Annotated in this window: 10 protein-coding genes and 1 pseudogene; 9 read left to right on the forward strand and 2 right to left on the reverse strand. The window is 59.5% G+C overall.

From position 1 onward, the window contains the following. Positions 1 to 32 precede the first annotated feature (32 nt). The 9 genes and pseudogenes from ACI512_RS02520 (at position 33) to ACI512_RS02560 (ending at position 14,382) form a co-directional block, all read left to right on the forward strand. Positions 33 to 1,973, forward strand: a complete 1,941-nt coding sequence (locus tag ACI512_RS02520) for a type VI secretion system Vgr family protein (RefSeq protein WP_236383506.1) — start codon at positions 33 to 35, stop codon at positions 1,971 to 1,973. A gap of 15 nt (positions 1,974 to 1,988) precedes the next feature. Continuing rightward, on the forward strand, positions 1,989 to 2,423 hold the full coding sequence (locus ACI512_RS02525; protein WP_065875501.1) for a DcrB-related protein: 435 nt from the start codon (positions 1,989 to 1,991) through the stop codon (positions 2,421 to 2,423). Between the two features lie 12 nt (positions 2,424 to 2,435). Beyond that, positions 2,436 to 6,866 carry an RHS repeat-associated core domain-containing protein gene (locus tag ACI512_RS02530; RefSeq protein ID WP_236383509.1) on the forward strand — a complete coding sequence of 1,477 codons (4,431 nt, stop codon included), beginning with the start codon at positions 2,436 to 2,438 and terminating at the stop codon, positions 6,864 to 6,866. Positions 6,867 to 6,868: 2 nt separating this feature from the next. Continuing rightward, the gene (locus ACI512_RS02535; protein ID WP_236383510.1) at positions 6,869 to 7,150 is read left to right on the forward strand and encodes a hypothetical protein; all 282 of its coding nucleotides are present in this window, start codon (positions 6,869 to 6,871) and stop codon (positions 7,148 to 7,150) included. A gap of 66 nt (positions 7,151 to 7,216) precedes the next feature. Further along, positions 7,217 to 11,587 (forward strand): RHS repeat-associated core domain-containing protein, encoded by a 4,371-nt coding sequence (locus tag ACI512_RS02540; protein WP_405121601.1) that lies wholly within the window; start codon positions 7,217 to 7,219, stop codon positions 11,585 to 11,587. Positions 11,588 to 11,609: 22 nt separating this feature from the next. Continuing rightward, positions 11,610 to 12,056 carry a hypothetical protein gene (locus ACI512_RS02545; RefSeq protein ID WP_236383768.1) on the forward strand — a complete coding sequence of 149 codons (447 nt, stop codon included), beginning with the start codon at positions 11,610 to 11,612 and terminating at the stop codon, positions 12,054 to 12,056. A gap of 24 nt (positions 12,057 to 12,080) precedes the next feature. Then, positions 12,081 to 13,105 (forward strand): annotated as a pseudogene (locus tag ACI512_RS02550) (RHS repeat-associated core domain-containing protein); the annotation flags it as partial. 1 nt (position 13,106) lies between these two features. Beyond that, positions 13,107 to 13,676 carry an imm11 family protein gene (locus tag ACI512_RS02555; RefSeq protein ID WP_236383275.1) on the forward strand — a complete coding sequence of 190 codons (570 nt, stop codon included), beginning with the start codon at positions 13,107 to 13,109 and terminating at the stop codon, positions 13,674 to 13,676. Positions 13,677 to 13,782: 106 nt separating this feature from the next. After that, a complete protein-coding gene (locus ACI512_RS02560; RefSeq protein WP_236383273.1) occupies positions 13,783 to 14,382 on the forward strand; it encodes a hypothetical protein in 600 nt (199 codons plus the stop codon). A gap of 99 nt (positions 14,383 to 14,481) precedes the next feature. Here the strand turns inward: ACI512_RS02560 and ACI512_RS02565 are convergent, their stop codons facing one another. Together ACI512_RS02565 and ACI512_RS02570 are read right to left on the reverse strand one after the other, a co-directional pair. Beyond that, complete coding sequence (locus tag ACI512_RS02565) at positions 14,482 to 14,757, reverse strand: HU family DNA-binding protein (RefSeq protein ID WP_003176958.1); 276 nt, start codon at positions 14,755 to 14,757, stop codon at positions 14,482 to 14,484. A gap of 191 nt (positions 14,758 to 14,948) precedes the next feature. Beyond that, positions 14,949 to 16,097, reverse strand: coding sequence for an NAD(P)/FAD-dependent oxidoreductase (locus ACI512_RS02570; protein WP_015886568.1), 1,149 nt, complete (start codon positions 16,095 to 16,097; stop codon positions 14,949 to 14,951). Positions 16,098 to 16,105: the final 8 nt, after the last annotated feature.

Below are 16,105 nucleotides of genomic sequence, written 5' to 3' on the forward strand. Positions count from 1 at the left end.
CTTCAGTTACTTAGTCATTTACGGGACAACCGATGCTTTTTAACCAAGCCTCACGCCTGGCCAAGATCACCAGCCCCCTGGGGCCGGATGTGCTGCTGCTCAATGAAATGGGCGGCGGCGAAGAGCTGGGGCGGCTGTTTAACTATGAGCTGCAACTGACGTCCCTGGACGCCAACATCGACCTCAACCAGTTGCTCGGCAAACCCATGAGCGTGGGCCTGCAACTGGCGGACGGCGGTGAGCGGCACTTCCACGGTATCGTCGCGCGCTGCAGCCAGAACATCGACCAGGGCCAGTTCGCCAGTTACCAGGTGACGTTGCGCCCGTGGCTGTGGCTGCTCAGCCGTACCTCGGACTGCCGGATTTTCCAGAACCTGAGCATCCCGCAGATCATCAAGCAGGTGTTCCGCGACCTGGGGTTTTCCGACTTCGAAGACGCCCTGAGCCGGCCGTACCGCGAGTGGGAATACTGCGTGCAGTACCGCGAGACCAGTTTCGACTTCGTCAGCCGCTTGATGGAACAGGAAGGTATCTACTACTTCTTCCGCCATGAACAGGACCGCCATGTGCTGGTGCTGGCTGACGCCTACGGTGCCCACACCACCGTGCCGGGCTACGCATCCATCCCGTATTACCCCAAGGACGAGCAGCAGCGCGAACGCGACCACATGCACAACTGGCACCTGGCGCAAGAGGTGCAGCCCGGCTCGCTGGAGCTCAACGACTACGACTTCCAGCGCCCCAGCGCGAGCATCGACGTGCGCTCGGCCATGCCGCGCCCGCACACTGCCGGCGACTACCCGCTGTACGACTACCCCGGCACCTACGTGCAAAGCGCCGACGGCGAACACTACGCCCGCACCCGCATCGAAGCCCTGCAAACCCTGCATGAGCAAATCGAGTTCAGCGGCAACGCGCGTGGCCTGGGTTCGGGACATTTGTTCAGCCTCACCGGCTTCAGCCGCCAGGACCAGAACCGCGAATACCTGATCGTCGGCATTCGCTATTACATCGTCCAGGAAAGCCTGGAAAGCGGCGGCGGTTCGGGCGGCGCGCAGTTCGAAAGCAGCCTGACCTGCATCGACGCCCAGCAGAGCTTCCGCCCGTTGGCCAGCACCCACCGCCCTATCGTCAAAGGCCCGCAGACCGCGCTGGTAGTCGGGCCCAAGGGCGAGGAAATCTGGACCGACCAGTACGGCCGCGTGAAGGTGCACTTCTACTGGGACCGCCACGACCAATCCAACGAGAACAGCTCCTGCTGGATTCGAGTGTCGCAATCCTGGGCCGGTAAGAACTGGGGATCGATGCAGATTCCCCGGATCGGGCAGGAAGTGATTGTGAGCTTTCTGGAAGGTGATCCCGACCGGCCGATCATCACCGGGCGGGTGTACAACGCCGAGCAGACCGTGCCGTACGATTTGCCGGAGAACGCTACCCAGAGCGGCATGAAGAGTCGATCCAGCAAAGGCGGCACGCCGGCCAACTTCAATGAAATCCGCATGGAGGACAAGAAGGGGTTGGAGCAGTTGTATATCCATGCTGAGCGGAATCAGGACATCGTGGTGGAGGTGGATGAGAGCCATTCGGTGGGGCATGACCGCAACAAGAGCATTGGGCATAACGAGACGGTGACCATCGGCAATAACCGTACGCGCATCGTCAAACAGGAGGATGTGCTCGTAGTAGGCCAGCGCAAGACCGACAGCATCAGCCAGAGCTATGTGATCGAAGTGGGTGAAAACCTGCGACTGGTGTGCGGCGAAAGCATCCTGGAGTTGAACGCCAGCGGGCAGATCAACCTCACCGGGGTGAATATCAGTTTTTATGCCAGCGGTGATGCCGAGTTCAACACCAAGGGCGTACTGCATCTGAACAACGGCAACGGCCCGGGTGCCAGCCCCGAAGGCCAAGGCATCAAAAAAAGCATCGACGCGAATGTCAAAGCCTCCTTCCCCCCGCCTAAAAGCTCCTGACGAGACCTGTTTGCCATGACGTACCGGATCAACGAATTCCAGTTTCAACTGCCGGCCGGCGAGTTGCAGGACGCAACGATCAATATCCTCAAGTTCCCTGAATTGGGCACGTCCCTGATCGTCAGCCGCAGCCTGCTCGCCGAGGGTGAAACCCTGCACAGCAACTTCAATGACCAACTCCAGCGCCTGGAAAAACAGGTGCAGGATTTGCGCTATCAACCGGGTGTGGACGTGCGCCTGGGCGCGGCTCAAGAAGTGGAAGGCATTGAGCTGCGCAGTCAGTTCAACAAGGGCAATGACAAGGTGTTCCAGTACCAACTGGCGCTGGTGTTGCCGGGTACGCGCAAGATGCTTGCGTTGAGTTATGTGAAGGCTGACAAGCTTGGGGACGCCGAGGCGGCGCACTGGTCGACGATCAAGAGTTCGCTCGTGTTCGACGTCCCCCAGTGAAGCGGCCTTTGCATGTCTGACGCACTGCTCTGGGCTGCGCGCCTGGGCGATGGGCTGTCCCACACCTCTGTCATGGCGGACATCCTCGGCGGCGTGCTGGAAGTGGCGGCCAATGTGGCGATTACCGCACTGGCGACCGCTGCGGTGGTGGCGGCTACCGGCATTACCGTCGCGACCGGTGGACTGGGGGCCTGCGTGCTGGGGGCGGTAGTCGGCGTCATCGTCGGCATCGCCATGAGCAAGACCGGGGCCGACAAGGGGTTGAGCGCCATGTGCGAGGGAATCGGCAACGCGCTGTTCCCTCCCTCGGTCATGGCCACAATCCTTAGCGGGTCCACCGACACACTGATCAACGCCTTGCCCGCTGCGCGCGCGGCCGGCGTCGTGCCCTCCCACGTTGCACCTGCGGGCACCGAAACCGAAACAACGCCGCCAGCACCGGAACACAGCGAAGAGCCCGGCTACCTGGACATGGCCAAAGGGTTCTTTGCGCAAATGTGGCGCCCCACCGTCGCCACGCCAGCGCCCGGTGCAGTCCCTAAACCGCTGGACGTGGTGACCTGCACAAAACACCCGCCGATGCCGCCGCAGTTTCTGGCAGAAGGCTCGGAAAAGGTCACGGTCAACGGTCAACCGGCGGTACGCAGTGGTGACCGGAGCACCTGCGACGCCACCGTGGTGTCGTCGGGGCTGATTTCGCCCAATGTGACTATCGGCGGGGGCTCAGTGGTGGTGCGCGAGATCCGTAGCGGCAAGACGCCGGGCGTTGGCCTGGCCGTCACCGCGCTGATGATGCTCAAGGGGGGTAAAGGCAAGTTCCTCAGCAACCTTCCCTGCATGCTGCTGGCAGGCGTCAATTCGTTTGTGGTCAGTCAGGCCATGGGCGCGCTGGCCAACGCCGCCATGGGCTCTTCCAACCCGGTGCACGCGAGCACGGGGGCCAAAGTGCTGGGCGGCCCCGAGGAGCTGGATTTCGCCTTGCCCGGGATCATGCCCATCGACTGGCAGCGCTTCTACAACAGCCGGGACGAACGCCGCGATGGCTTGTTTGGTGCCGGCTGGAGTGTGCCCTATGAAGTCAGCGTGCAACTGCTGCCTCACCTTGAAGGGGGCGACTACGCGTTGTACATCGACGAGCAGGGTCGACGTATCGACATGGGCTCGATCCCTTTGGGGGGTGCCGTGTTCAGCGCTGGCGAAGGCCTCAGCGTCAAGCGTCACTTGAGCGGCCAGTGGCTGATCGAAAGCGCAGACGGCTTGTACCGGCTATTCGATCCGGCGCCACAGGACGCATCGTTGCTACGCCTGAGCCAACTGGGAGATCGCAACGACAACCGAATCCACCTCGACTATGACGACGATGGTCGCCTGCTGGGCCTGCGTGACACCTTTGGCCTGGTCAGGGTCGAGCTGACGTACGACAGCACTTGGCCCCAGCGTGTCAGCCGGATCGAACGGCTATATCCCGACCAACACCGTGAAGTCCTGATGCATTACGCCTACGACGCCCGTGGCGACCTGGCCTCTGTACGCCAGTCCGACGGGCACGTGAAGCGCCGTTTTGCCTATGATGCCGGGCAGCGCATGGTCGAGCATCAATTGCCCACCGGCCTACGTTGCTTCTATCAGTGGGCCAAGGTTGACGACCGTGAATGGCGTGTTGTCCGGCATTGGACGGAGGCCGGGGACACCTACACATTCGACTATGCGCTGGACACCGGCATCACCCGTATCACCGACGGGCTGTCGCGCGTCAGCATTCGACACTGGGATGAGCGACACCAGATCATCGCGTCCACCGATGCACTGGGGCGAACCTGGGCCTTCCGGTGGAATGATGATAGCCAACTGCTGGGCGCAACCGACCCTCTCGGTGGGCATTATCAGTTCAGCTACGACGATGCCGGCAACCTGACTGAGACCCTCAACCCCCTGGGGCGCAGTGAATCGACCTTGTGGCTGGAGCACTGGGCGCTGCCACTGGCGGAGACAGATGCCGCTGGCAATACCTGGCAGTACCATTACGACTCGCGGGGCAACTGCATTCGCGAAACCGACCCACTGGGCAACCGCACGGTCTATCACTATGACGGACACGGCCAAGTCAGGGAGATCATCGACGCCAGCGGCAAGCGCAAGACCTTGCGCTGGTCCCCACTGGGTCAATTGAGCGAGCACACCGACTGTACGGGCCTGACCACCCGTTTGAGCTACTGCAAGCGAGGCTTGCTGCTGGCCAGTACCGACGCGCTCGGGGAACGCACCACCTTCAAGTATGACGACCAGGGCCGACTGATCAGCAAGCAGTTGCCCGATGGGCGCAGCGAGCACTATCAGCGTGACGCCAGCGGCCAGTTGATCGGCTACAGCGACCCTGCCGGCCACACCACGCGCTTCGAGCATTCGTCGAACGGCCAGTTGCGCCAGCGCATCGACGCCCATGGCCGCCGTGTGGAGTTGAGCCATGACGTCTATGGCCGCCTGCACAGCCTGACCAACGAAAATGGTGAGCACTACCGATTCGACTGGGACGACGGTGATCGCCTGACCCTCGAACAGCGCCTGGACGGCTGTCGAAAACGGTACACGTACGACCCGCTGGACAATGTCACACAGGTAGAAACCCTCGCATCGTCCGACGCCGAGCCCGCCATCATTCATGATCTGGAGCGGGATGCAGCAGGCCGGCTGATCGCCAAGCGCACCGTAGATGGTTGCACGACGTACCGCTACGATGAACTCGACCAAGTCACAGCCATCACCTTTACAGGGCACGATGGCGAGCAGCAAACCCTGGGCTTCGGTTATGACGCACTCGGTCAGCTGACCCTCGAACAAAGCGCCGCCGGTTGCCTGGAGCATCTCTACGACGAATTGGGCAACCTGACCCAGACCCGACTTCCCGACGGCCGCTGGCTCAATCGCCTGCGCTACGGTAGCGGGCACTTGCATCAGGTCAACCTGGATGGGCAGGTCATCAGTGACTTCGAGCGGGACCGTCTGCACCGCGAAGTGCTGCGCACCCAGGGCCGTATCAGTACGCGTAGCGAATATGACCGCAGTGGACGTCTGCGTGCCCGCCAGCGCCGCCAACCGGACCACTCGCTGTTACATCCGCCGGCGCAGACACGCTTGGGCTATGACGACAGCGACCAACTGGTCGAACGCTACGACAGCCAGCCCGGCGCGGCACACCGCCAATTGCTGCATTACGACGCTACCGGCCGCATTCTGGCTAGCCAGGACAACCTCCTGGGCCAGCGGGAAGCCTTTCGCTACGACCCGGCGGCTAACCTGCTGGACGGCTCAGGACAGGTCGCCAACAACCGATTGCTGACCTACCAGGACAAACATTACCGCTATGACGGTTTTGGCCGGATGGTTGAAAAGCGCAGCCTTCGGCGCGGCACCCAACGCTTCAGCTACGACGCGGAGCAACGGCTGGCACAGGTGCACAACGATGACGGTTCCTGGGTCATCATGACCTATGACCCGCTGGGCCGGCGCACCGCCAAGACCACCTACGACCGCAACGGTGTGCAGCGGAGCCAGACACGTTTCACTTGGGACGCGCTGCAACTCGTGCAGGAGCACTGCAATCAGCAGACCAGCCTCTATATCTATGCCGACGAGGGCTACGAACCACTGGCCCGTATCGATGGCACAGGAGACCTGCAAAAAATCCGCTACTACCACAACGACCTCAACGGTTTGCCCGAACGCCTCACCGAGAGCGACGGCCATACGGTGTGGCAAGCGCGCTATGAAGTCTGGGGCAATACCGTCGAGGAAAGCCGAGAACCCTATTTCATCGAAGAACAGAACCTGCGCTTCCAGGGCCAGTATCTGGACCGGGAAACGGGGCTGCACTACAACACTCTGCGCTTTTATGACCCGGATATCGGGCGCTTCACCACACCCGACCCCATCGGTCTGGCCGGCGGTCTGAATCTCTATCAATATGCGCCCAACCCGCTGAGCTGGATTGACCCGCTGGGCCTGATGAAATGCTCCAGCCCTCCCAAGGGGCGCAAGGTCAGTCGCACCGTGTATCGGTTCGAGGAACCGGGGCGCATCGGGACCACTTGGCAGGCGCACAAGTGGAATGTGGAGTCCACACACCGCTACACCACCAAAGGCGTCGGCGGGGTGTATGGCGCGAACTCACGGAAAACCGCGCTGGGCGAGGTCACGCACTGGAAGGTCGACCTGTCCAAACGGGTGTTGGTCAGCAAGAAAGTGCAGCTCAATAATGTCTTGGACCTGACCCGCGCCGATGTGCGCAAACAGCTAGGGGTCAGCCTTAAAAGCATCACCGGCTCGAAGTACACCGAGACCCATCAGATCGGCAACTGGGCCAAGGCCAACGGCTATGATGGAATCCTGGCGCCATCGGCACGCAACCCGACCGGCAGCAACTTGATCTCCTTTGCAGGTTTTTGAACATGGAACGACTGGAAAACGAATACCCGGGTGACGCGGACTGGCAGAGCACGGTGGCCTTGTATGAAGAAGACTACCTTGACGACGATGCGCGTGAACTGGCCAAGGCCTTGGGCGGCCATCTCGACATGGCAGTGATACTGCGCGGGAAACGGGGCCTTGAGGAAGGGGTGTGGTGGATCGGGCAAAAGGTTCCGGCACTGGACAACATCACCCCGCTGGAATGCCTGGAAAGTCCCACGTTGATAAAACGGTTGAAGACAGCACTGATGCGTATGCCATAACACTCAAGGACACGGCGACTATGGAAAGTTGTGCGTTCAATTCAATCAGGCACGGGAGCGCAGTCCTTGTCTGATGCACTCTGGGCTGCCCGGATGGGCGATGCGCTCTCCCACACCTCGATGATGGCGGACATCCTTGGCGGGGTGCTGGAGGTGGCGGCCAATATCGCGATTACCGCCGTGGCAACCGCTGCGGTGGTCGCAGCCACTGGCATTACCGTTGCGACCGGCGGGCTTGGCTGTTTCCTGCTGGGTGCCGTGGTGGGCACGATTGTCGGCCTGGCCATGAGCAAGACCGGGGCCGACAAAGGCCTGACGAATTTATGCGACACGTTCGCCAACGCGCTGTTTCCGCCCACGGTGCAGGCCAATATTCTTACCGGCTCCACCAACACCCTGACCAACAACATCCCCGCCGCCCGCGCCGCCGGGGCGATCAGTTCCCATGTCGCACCGGCTGGGACCGAGTTGGAGGAACCTGCGCCCGAGCCAGAAGCCAGTTACCTGGACATGGCCGAGAGCTTCTTCTCGCAGATGTGGCGCCCTACGGTTGCAACGCCCGCCCCCGGCGCCGTGCCCAAGCCGCTCGACCTGGTGGTGTGCATGAAGCACCCGCCGATGCCGCCGCAGTTTCTAGCCGAAGGGTCGGAAAAGGTCACAGTCAACGGCCAGCCGGCGGTGCGCAGTGGAGATCGCAGTACCTGCGATGCAACCGTGGTGTCGTCGGGCCTGATTTCTTCCAACGTGACCATTGGCGGTGGTTCGGTGGTGGTGCGGGAAATTCGCAGCGGCAAGACCCCGGGTGTGGGGTTGGCGGTCACGGCGTTGTTGATGCTCAAGGGTGGCAAGGGCAAGTTCTTCAGCAAGTTGCCGTGCATGCTGATCGGCGGAGCCACTTCGATGGCGGTCAGCAGTGCGATGGGGGCCGTGGCGAACGCAGCGATGGGCTCTTCGAATCCGGTGCATGCGGCCACCGGCGCGAAGGTGCTGGGCGGCGATGATGAGCTGGATTTCGTCCTGCCCGGCATCCTGCCGATTGATTGGCAGCGCTTCTACAACAGCCGCGACGAACGCTCGGGCAGCCTGTTTGGCGCTGGCTGGAGCGTGCAGTATGAAGTGTGCGTCGACATCCAGCCTCACCCCGATGGCGGCGAAACGCTGGTCTACACCGATGAACAAGGCCGCCCCATCGACATGGGCTCGATCCCCTTGGGCGGCGCCGTGTTCAGCGCGGGTGAAGGGCTGGCCGTGCGGCGACATCTCAATGGGCAGTTGCTGATCGAAAGCGATGACGGGTTGTATCGCTTGTTTGAACCCTCTGCCAACCCGTCGTTGCTGCGCCTTAGCCAGCTCGGCGACCGCAATGACAACCGCATCCATGTCGACTACGACGCCGCCGGGCAACTGGTGCGACTGCGCGATACCTTCGATCTGGTGCAGGTTGAGTTGATCCGTGATCAGGGCCAGTTGGCGCGCATCGAACGCCTGTACCCCGATCAGCGCCGCGAAGTGCTCGTCAGCTATGGCTTCGACGCGCAGGGCAACCTGTCTGAAGTGCGCGATACCACTGGCCAGGTCCAGCGGCGTTTCGCCTACGACAGTGGCCAGCGGATGGTGGAGCATCAACTGCCCACCGGATTGCGCTGCTTCTATGAGTGGGCCTTGGTTGAAGACCTGGAATGGCGCGTGGTGCGGCACTGGACCGACGAAGGCGACGCCTACCAGTTCGACTATGACTTGCAGGCCGGTATAACGCGAATTACCGATGGCCTGCAACGCGTCAGTACCCGGCATTGGAACACCCAACACCAGATCATTCGATACAGCGACAATCTCGGCCACACCTGGCTGTTCGAATGGAACGACGAGCGCCAGTTGCTCAGCGCCACCGATCCGCTGGGCGGGCGCTTTGAATACAGTTACGACGAGGCCGGCAACCTGATCGGCGAAGCCGACCCGCTGGGTCGCAGCGACTCGACCTTGTGGCTTGAGCACTGGGCACTGCCACTGGTGGAGACCGACGCCGCCGACAATAGCTGGGCGTATCGCTACGATCAGCGCGGCAACTGCATCGCCGAAACCGATCCGCTGGGCTATGTCACCCGGTATCGCTATGACGACCAAGGCCAGGTCGTGGAAGTCATCGATGCCACCGGTAAAAGCAAGAAACTACGCTGGAATCCGTTCGGGCAACTGGTCGAGCATATCGACTGCTCGGGTTACCCGACGCGTTTCAGCTATGACGAGCGCGGCTATCTGCAGGTCATCACCGATGCTCTCGGCGAACGCACTCAATTCAGCTATGACGCCCAGGGGCGCTTGCTCAGTAGCCAACTGCCAGACGGTCGTACCGAGCGGTATCAGCGTGATACGAGCGGGCTACTGGTGGGTTACACCGACACGGCCGGACATACCACGCTGTACCAGCACAACCGTCGCGGGCAGGTACGCCAGCGCACCGACGCCCATGGCCGGCAGGTGCAGTTCGGCTATGACAGCTATGGACGGCTACAAGCGCTGATTAACGAAAACGGCGAGCGGTATCGGTTTGCGTGGGATGCCGCAGACCGTCTGGCTGAACAGCAAGACCTCGATGGCAGCGCCAAGCGCTACGATTACGACGCGTTGGATAATGTCACGACGGTGACGGCCGTTCCCGCACCTTACGGCAATGGCCTGCCGCTGGTGCCCGACAGACCACCCGCGCCTATCGTGCATCGTCTCGAACGTGATGCGGTCGGCCGGTTGGTGACCAAAACCACGGACGATGGCCGAACCGAGTACCGCTACGACGAGCTCGACCAACTCACCGCTGTCACCTTCACCGACCTGCAAGGCAACGCCCAGGTCCTGGGCTTCGCCTACGACGCCCTCGGCCAGTTGATGGCCGAACAAAGCTCAGCAGGCGGCCTGCTACACCACTACGACGAACTCGGCAACCTGATCCAAACCCAACTGCCGGACGGCCGATGGCTCAACCGCCTGTACTACGGCAGCGGCCACCTGCACCAGATCAACCTCGACGGCCAGGTCATCAGCGACTTCGAACGCGACCGCCTGCACCGCGAAGTGCTGCGTACCCAGGGCCAGCTCAGCACCCGCAGCGAATACGACCGCAGTGGCCGCCTGCGTTCACGCCAGCGCCGCTTGGCAAGCCAGCCATCGTTGATGCCGGCGGCCGCGCAAAAGCAATTCGAATACGACCCCGCCGACAACCTCATCGGCAAGCTCGACCAACAACCCGCCACGCAACACCGCCAGCTGCTGCACTACGACGCCACCGGCCGCATCATCGCCAGCCAGGACAGCCTGCACGGCCAGCGTGAAACCTTCGCTTACGACGCCGCCGCCAACCTGCTGGATGGCCCGCAGGCTGGCGCTGGGCTGGTGGTGCATAACAAGCTGCTGACCTATCAGGACAAGCGTTATCGCTATGACGCGTTTGGCCGCACGATTGAAAAACGCAGCGCCAAACGGGGTGTGCAGCGGTTTGCCTACGATGCTGAAAGCCGCTTGGTTGAAGTGCGTAACGATGACGGCAGCGTCGTGCGAATGACCTACGACCCGCTAGGCCGACGCATCGAAAAAACCGAGCATGGCAGTGACGGGTATCCGCTGGGAGAAACGCAGTTTGTGTGGGATGGACTGCGGTTGTTGCAGGAGCATAAACACAGCCAGACCAGCCTCTATGTTTACGACGATGGCGGCTATGAACCGCTGACCCGCGTCGACGGCCTTGGCCCGTTGCAGAAGATTCGCTACTACCACAACGATCTGAATGGCTTGCCGGAACAACTGACCGAGGCCGATGGGCACAGCGTCTGGCAGGCGACTTATCGGGTGTGGGGCAACACACTGGAAGAGGTGCGCGAGCCTTATTACATCGAGGAGCAGAACCTGCGGTTCCAGGGGCAGTACCTGGATCGGGAGACGGGGCTGCATTTCAATACGTTCAGGTTTTATGATCCGGATGTGGGGCGGTTTACGACGCCAGATCCGATTGGGTTGGCGGGGGGCATCAACCTCTATCAATATGCACCGAATCCGTTGGGCTGGACCGACCCCTGGGGCTGGAAATGTTGGGGCACCGCAAGGAAAGGTATCTGGAAAGACGCTGCGGCCAAGGCACCACCTGGCAAATATTCTCCTAGAAACCTGGCGCGGATGTCGGAAGGTAAAGCACCTAGAATGAGGGTTGAAGTTCGTTATCGTGACAGTGCTAGGAACAGACGACTCGGCCGTGTCGGCAAGACCAAAGTGATCGATGTTCCGATGGAGCTGAATCATCAGTACATTCCTCAACGAGCTCGATCAAACGTTGCTCACGAGGAGTGGAACCTGACCAAAGCGACACCTTGGGGGCATGAGTCTATGGATAAGTATCGCCATACCGGTTGGGACTTGGTGAGAGTAGTGAAAACCACAGGGCAATGGTAAGGCACGCTTTAAAGGAGCAGACATGAGTGAGTTGACTGATTTTCACGTTTTCTGGGGCGCGGCTATGGCTGTTGCTGAAAAGAAGTCCGCTTCGATGGAGTCTGAAGGGGCCGAGGATTTCGCCCGATGCCTTTACGATGAATACGTTGAGCAAGGCGCGCCAAAAAACAAAAAGAAATGGCTAACTGAACGATTGGAAAATGAATTTCTCTGTTTAAAGGAGAGCCCCGTATGGGTGGGGGAGCCGGCTTGGTTGTACCATCAGGGTCAACCTATGGTTTTTTTACGTCAGTTTTCAGTTTCACCTTCAGCACAGCACATCAAAGAAAAAATCTCTCTTGGCGACACCATTTACGTATTTGGCGCAAAACACCTTATCAAAAGGCCGGCTGGAGATATTTGGACTGATATATATCGCACTGCAGTTCAAACGTTTGAAGGCGAAACCGCAGTGGAAATTCTGGCGTAGGTTGTATTTAAAAGCGCCATCCTTGACAACCTGTACGGTCAAACCTTCGCCTACGACGCCGCTGCCAACCTGCTGGACGGCCCGCAGGCTGGCGCTGGGTTGGTGGTGCATAACAAGCTGCTGACCTATTAGGACAAGCGTTATCGCCATGGCGAGTTTGGCAGCTGGGCCGACGCATCGAAAAAACCGAGCATGGCAGTGACGGGTATCCGCTGGGAGAAACGCAGTTTGTGTGGGATGGACTGCGGTTGTTGCAGGAGCATAAACACAGCCAGACCAGCCTCTATGTTTACGACGATGACGGCTATGAACCGCTGGCCCGCGTCGACGGCCTTGGCCCGTTGCAGAAGATTCGTTACTACCACAACGATCTGAACGGGTTGCCGGAACAACTGACCGAGGCCGATGGGCACAGCGTCTGGCAGGCGACTTATCGGGTGTGGGGCAACACACTGGAAGAGGTGCGCGAGCCTTATTACATCGAGGAGCAGAACCTGCGGTTCCAGGGGCAGTACCTGGATCGGGAGACGGGGCTACACTCCAACACTCTCAGGTTCTACGACCCCGAAATAGGGAGATTCACGACTCCAGATCCGATCAGTTTACTGGGCGGCATAAACCTGTACCAATATGCGCCAAATCCAATTACATGGATTGATCCATGGGGCCTGTTTAACTGGAACTATAAAAATATGCCTGGAATCGATGGATTCCAGAAACACCATATTATTCCTCAATCGCTGGCTGATCACCCCGCTCTGAAGAAGGCTGGATTCGACATACACAAAACTTCCAACATCATTTACTTGCCTAGTGAAGAGGGCAAGCACAAATATCGCACTATTCACAAAGGCTCACATCCGGGTTACAACAAAGCTGTTCGAGCACAACTCAATGAAATATCCCTCGCGGGCAAGGCTGGAAAATGGAAAAAAGCCCAGTACGCGCAGGCAGTGAGGGAGGTTGTCAGCTCTGAAAGGTCGGGATCACGCAATGGGCGTACTCGGTTGAATAAAAACTCAACTCAAGCAGGTCGCTGCGGGAAATAATATGTACCTATTAGAAATCAGTGAAAATTATTCAGAAATTTACTGGTTCAAATACGACCAGAAAAAATCTCCCGACCACCTATTGTTTATTAGTGGAGAAAAGCAATCATCAATCGCTAATACTCCAACCTTTAGAAATAAAAATAAGGTCAGCGCATCTCGATTAATGTCCTTCGATCTTCTTCAAAGTGACACGCTTGAATTTGTAAGCGAGGCAATGGCCAACGTACTGCGCAAATTCCCGAAAGACGTTCAGCTATTCCCTGCCAACGTTTATCTAAAAGAAGAAAAGCTGGAAGGTTACTATGTATTCAATGTGATCCAGATACTTCCTTGTATTGATTTGAATAACTCTCAATATGGTCCCATGTTCAGCTTTATGCCGGATGGCCCTCTGAGATTCACCACTCTTCAAAGTCTGCCACCTGCTACCTTAGGCAATCACCATATCGTGAGAGCTAAGGAAAGTTCACAACGCATCTTTGTTTCCCAGCAGTTCAAGCAGCAATGCGAAGTGTCCCAGCTTAAAGGTCTTCGATTCGTAGACTGCTCCAAAGGTATCCAAGTCTGAGCAATAAAGGGGACGGGTCTATTTAATCCGGATAGGCACTATAAATAAATCTGACCCCTTTATCCAAAACCCGGCTGCGGTAAATAGGTTTCCATTGGAGAAGAACATGAGCGCCCTTGATAACGCATTTAAAGAACTGCGCCGCGTCCACAAGAAATTTGACATCGAAGGTAGCTTCGAAAAAAACGGCCAGGCAAACGCTAAATGGCCACAAACCCTGCCTCGCTCCGCTGAAATGGACTCCTTCTACGACCTTTGCGAGCCGCTCGATGTGGAAGTCGAAACAGGCTTGACCCCCATCCGCTTCTTCAACTTGGACGCACTGGAGAATGGTCAGGTCGGCTATAAGTGGGCAGGCGAATCCAACAAGACTGAGTTGAATGAGAACTGGCCTGCGCAACACCTGGTTTTCATGGATGACATCGGCGGCGGCAAACCGGTTATCGCTGTGACCGATATGCCCGGCACACCGGTATTGGCGAGCTACGATGCCGCAGCGCCGTTCAAGATTGCCGACTCTCTCGCGGATTTCCTGCTGGCCTTCGCCAAGACTGTGGAGATCGTCCATGGAAAATTCGACATTTTTGATATCTACAACGACGACGATGAGCTTTCCAGCAAGTTCGTGAAGCTACTCAACAAGGAGGTCAGCCCGTTGTTGGGCGCGGAAAATTACGAACGCTTTTTTGACTATTTCTACGGCTGAGACCCAAGCCCGTGGTCAGCTCCAACAAAAATGGGCACCCGATCTAATCGGCGTGCCCATTTTTCCTATCACCCCGCCCCCTTCGAGACGGTAACGCCATTACGCGTTAACAGTGTCTTTCAGCGATTTGCCTGGCTTGAACGCAACAGTGTTGCTGGCCTTGATTTTCACCGGCTCGCCGGTTTGCGGGTTTTTGCCGGTGCGGGCGCCGCGGTGGCGTTGCAGGAAGGTGCCGAAGCCGACCAGGGTGACGCTGTCCTTGCGGTGCAGGGCGCCGGTGATTTCTTCGAGAACGGCGTTGAGGACGCGGTTGGCCTGTTCTTTGGTGAGATCCGCTTTTTCAGCGATGGCGGCTGCGAGTTCTGGTTTACGCATAAGTGAAGCCTCTTTGACGGTTTTTTGTTGTTATGTCCGTGCTGCTCTCTTCTGGAGCAGCGCCCAAAGCGCCGCAGGCTCTACTCTGCGGCAGACGGGAGTGAGGATGGCATGCCCTCGCACGCTCCGCCAGTCTCGCGGCGACCTTTCTAAGGGGAAAAACGTGCTTATTCCGACAGAACGACCGGTATTTACGCCAGCAATGGCGGAAGTTCTTTATTGAGGGCCAGTTTTTCCATCACCGCAGTGCCGGTCAGTGCATACCCCAGCAGGCGGCCACTGGCGTCGCGGCACAGGGCCTTGATGTCGGCGCCCTCGCCTTCCACGCTCCACACGCCTTCGGTGCCGCGTGGCGGGGGCGAGACCACCAACGGGCAGACCGGCGTCTTGACGGTCACCGGCATCGGCCCGTAGCTGACCGCCGTGGCGTTGCCGGCCAGGGTCTGGGCCAGGGCGCGGGCGCAGCTCATCAGTGGCATCACGTACAGCAGGTTCAAGCCGTCGACCTCGGCGCAGTCGCCCAGGGCGTAGATGTTGGCGTGGGAGGTCTTGAGGTGGCGGTCCACCATGATCCCCCGGTTGGTCTGCAGGCCTGCAGCAGCGGCCAGGTCGACACGCGGGCGCAGGCCGATGGCGGAGACCACCAGGTCGCAGGCGATCACTTCACCGTCCGACAGATGCGCTTCCAGGCCATCATCGGTGCGCTGTAGCCGATTGAGCACCGGGCCCAGGTGGAAGCGCGCGCCGAGGCCTTCCAGACCGGCCTGTACTGCGGCGGCGGCCGCCGGGTGCAGCAGGGTCGGCATGACCTGCTCGCACGGCGCCACCAGGTCGATTTCATAACCGCCAAGGATCAGGTCGTTGGCGAACTCGCAGCCGATCAGGCCGGCACCGAGCAGCAGCACGCGGCGCTTACCGGCAGCGGCGGCACGAAAGCGGGCGTAGTCTTCGAGGTCGTTGATCGGGAAAATCAGTTCAGCCGCATCGCCTTCAACCGGTACCCGCACGGTTTCTGCGCCCCAGGCCAGGATCAGGTCACGGTAAACCACCGCTTCCTCGCCGATCCACAGGCGCTTATGGCCGGGGTCGATGCCGCTGACGCGGGTGTGGGTACGCACTTCGGCCTTGAGTTGCTCAGCCATGGCGCCGGGTTCAGCCATGCTCAGGCCATCGGCTTCCTTGTTCTTGCCAAAGCCGGTGGAGAGCATGGGCTTGGAGTAGGAGCGCCCGTCATCCGCGGTGATCAGCAGCAATGGGGTCTCGCTGTCGAGCTTGCGAAACTCCCGGGCCACGTTGTAACCGGCCAATCCTGTGCCGATGATCACGACAGGTGCGTTCATTCCTTTCT

The sequence above is a fragment of the Pseudomonas petroselini genome, assembly GCF_045037875.1.
Lineage (GTDB): Bacteria > Pseudomonadota > Gammaproteobacteria > Pseudomonadales > Pseudomonadaceae > Aquipseudomonas > Aquipseudomonas petroselini.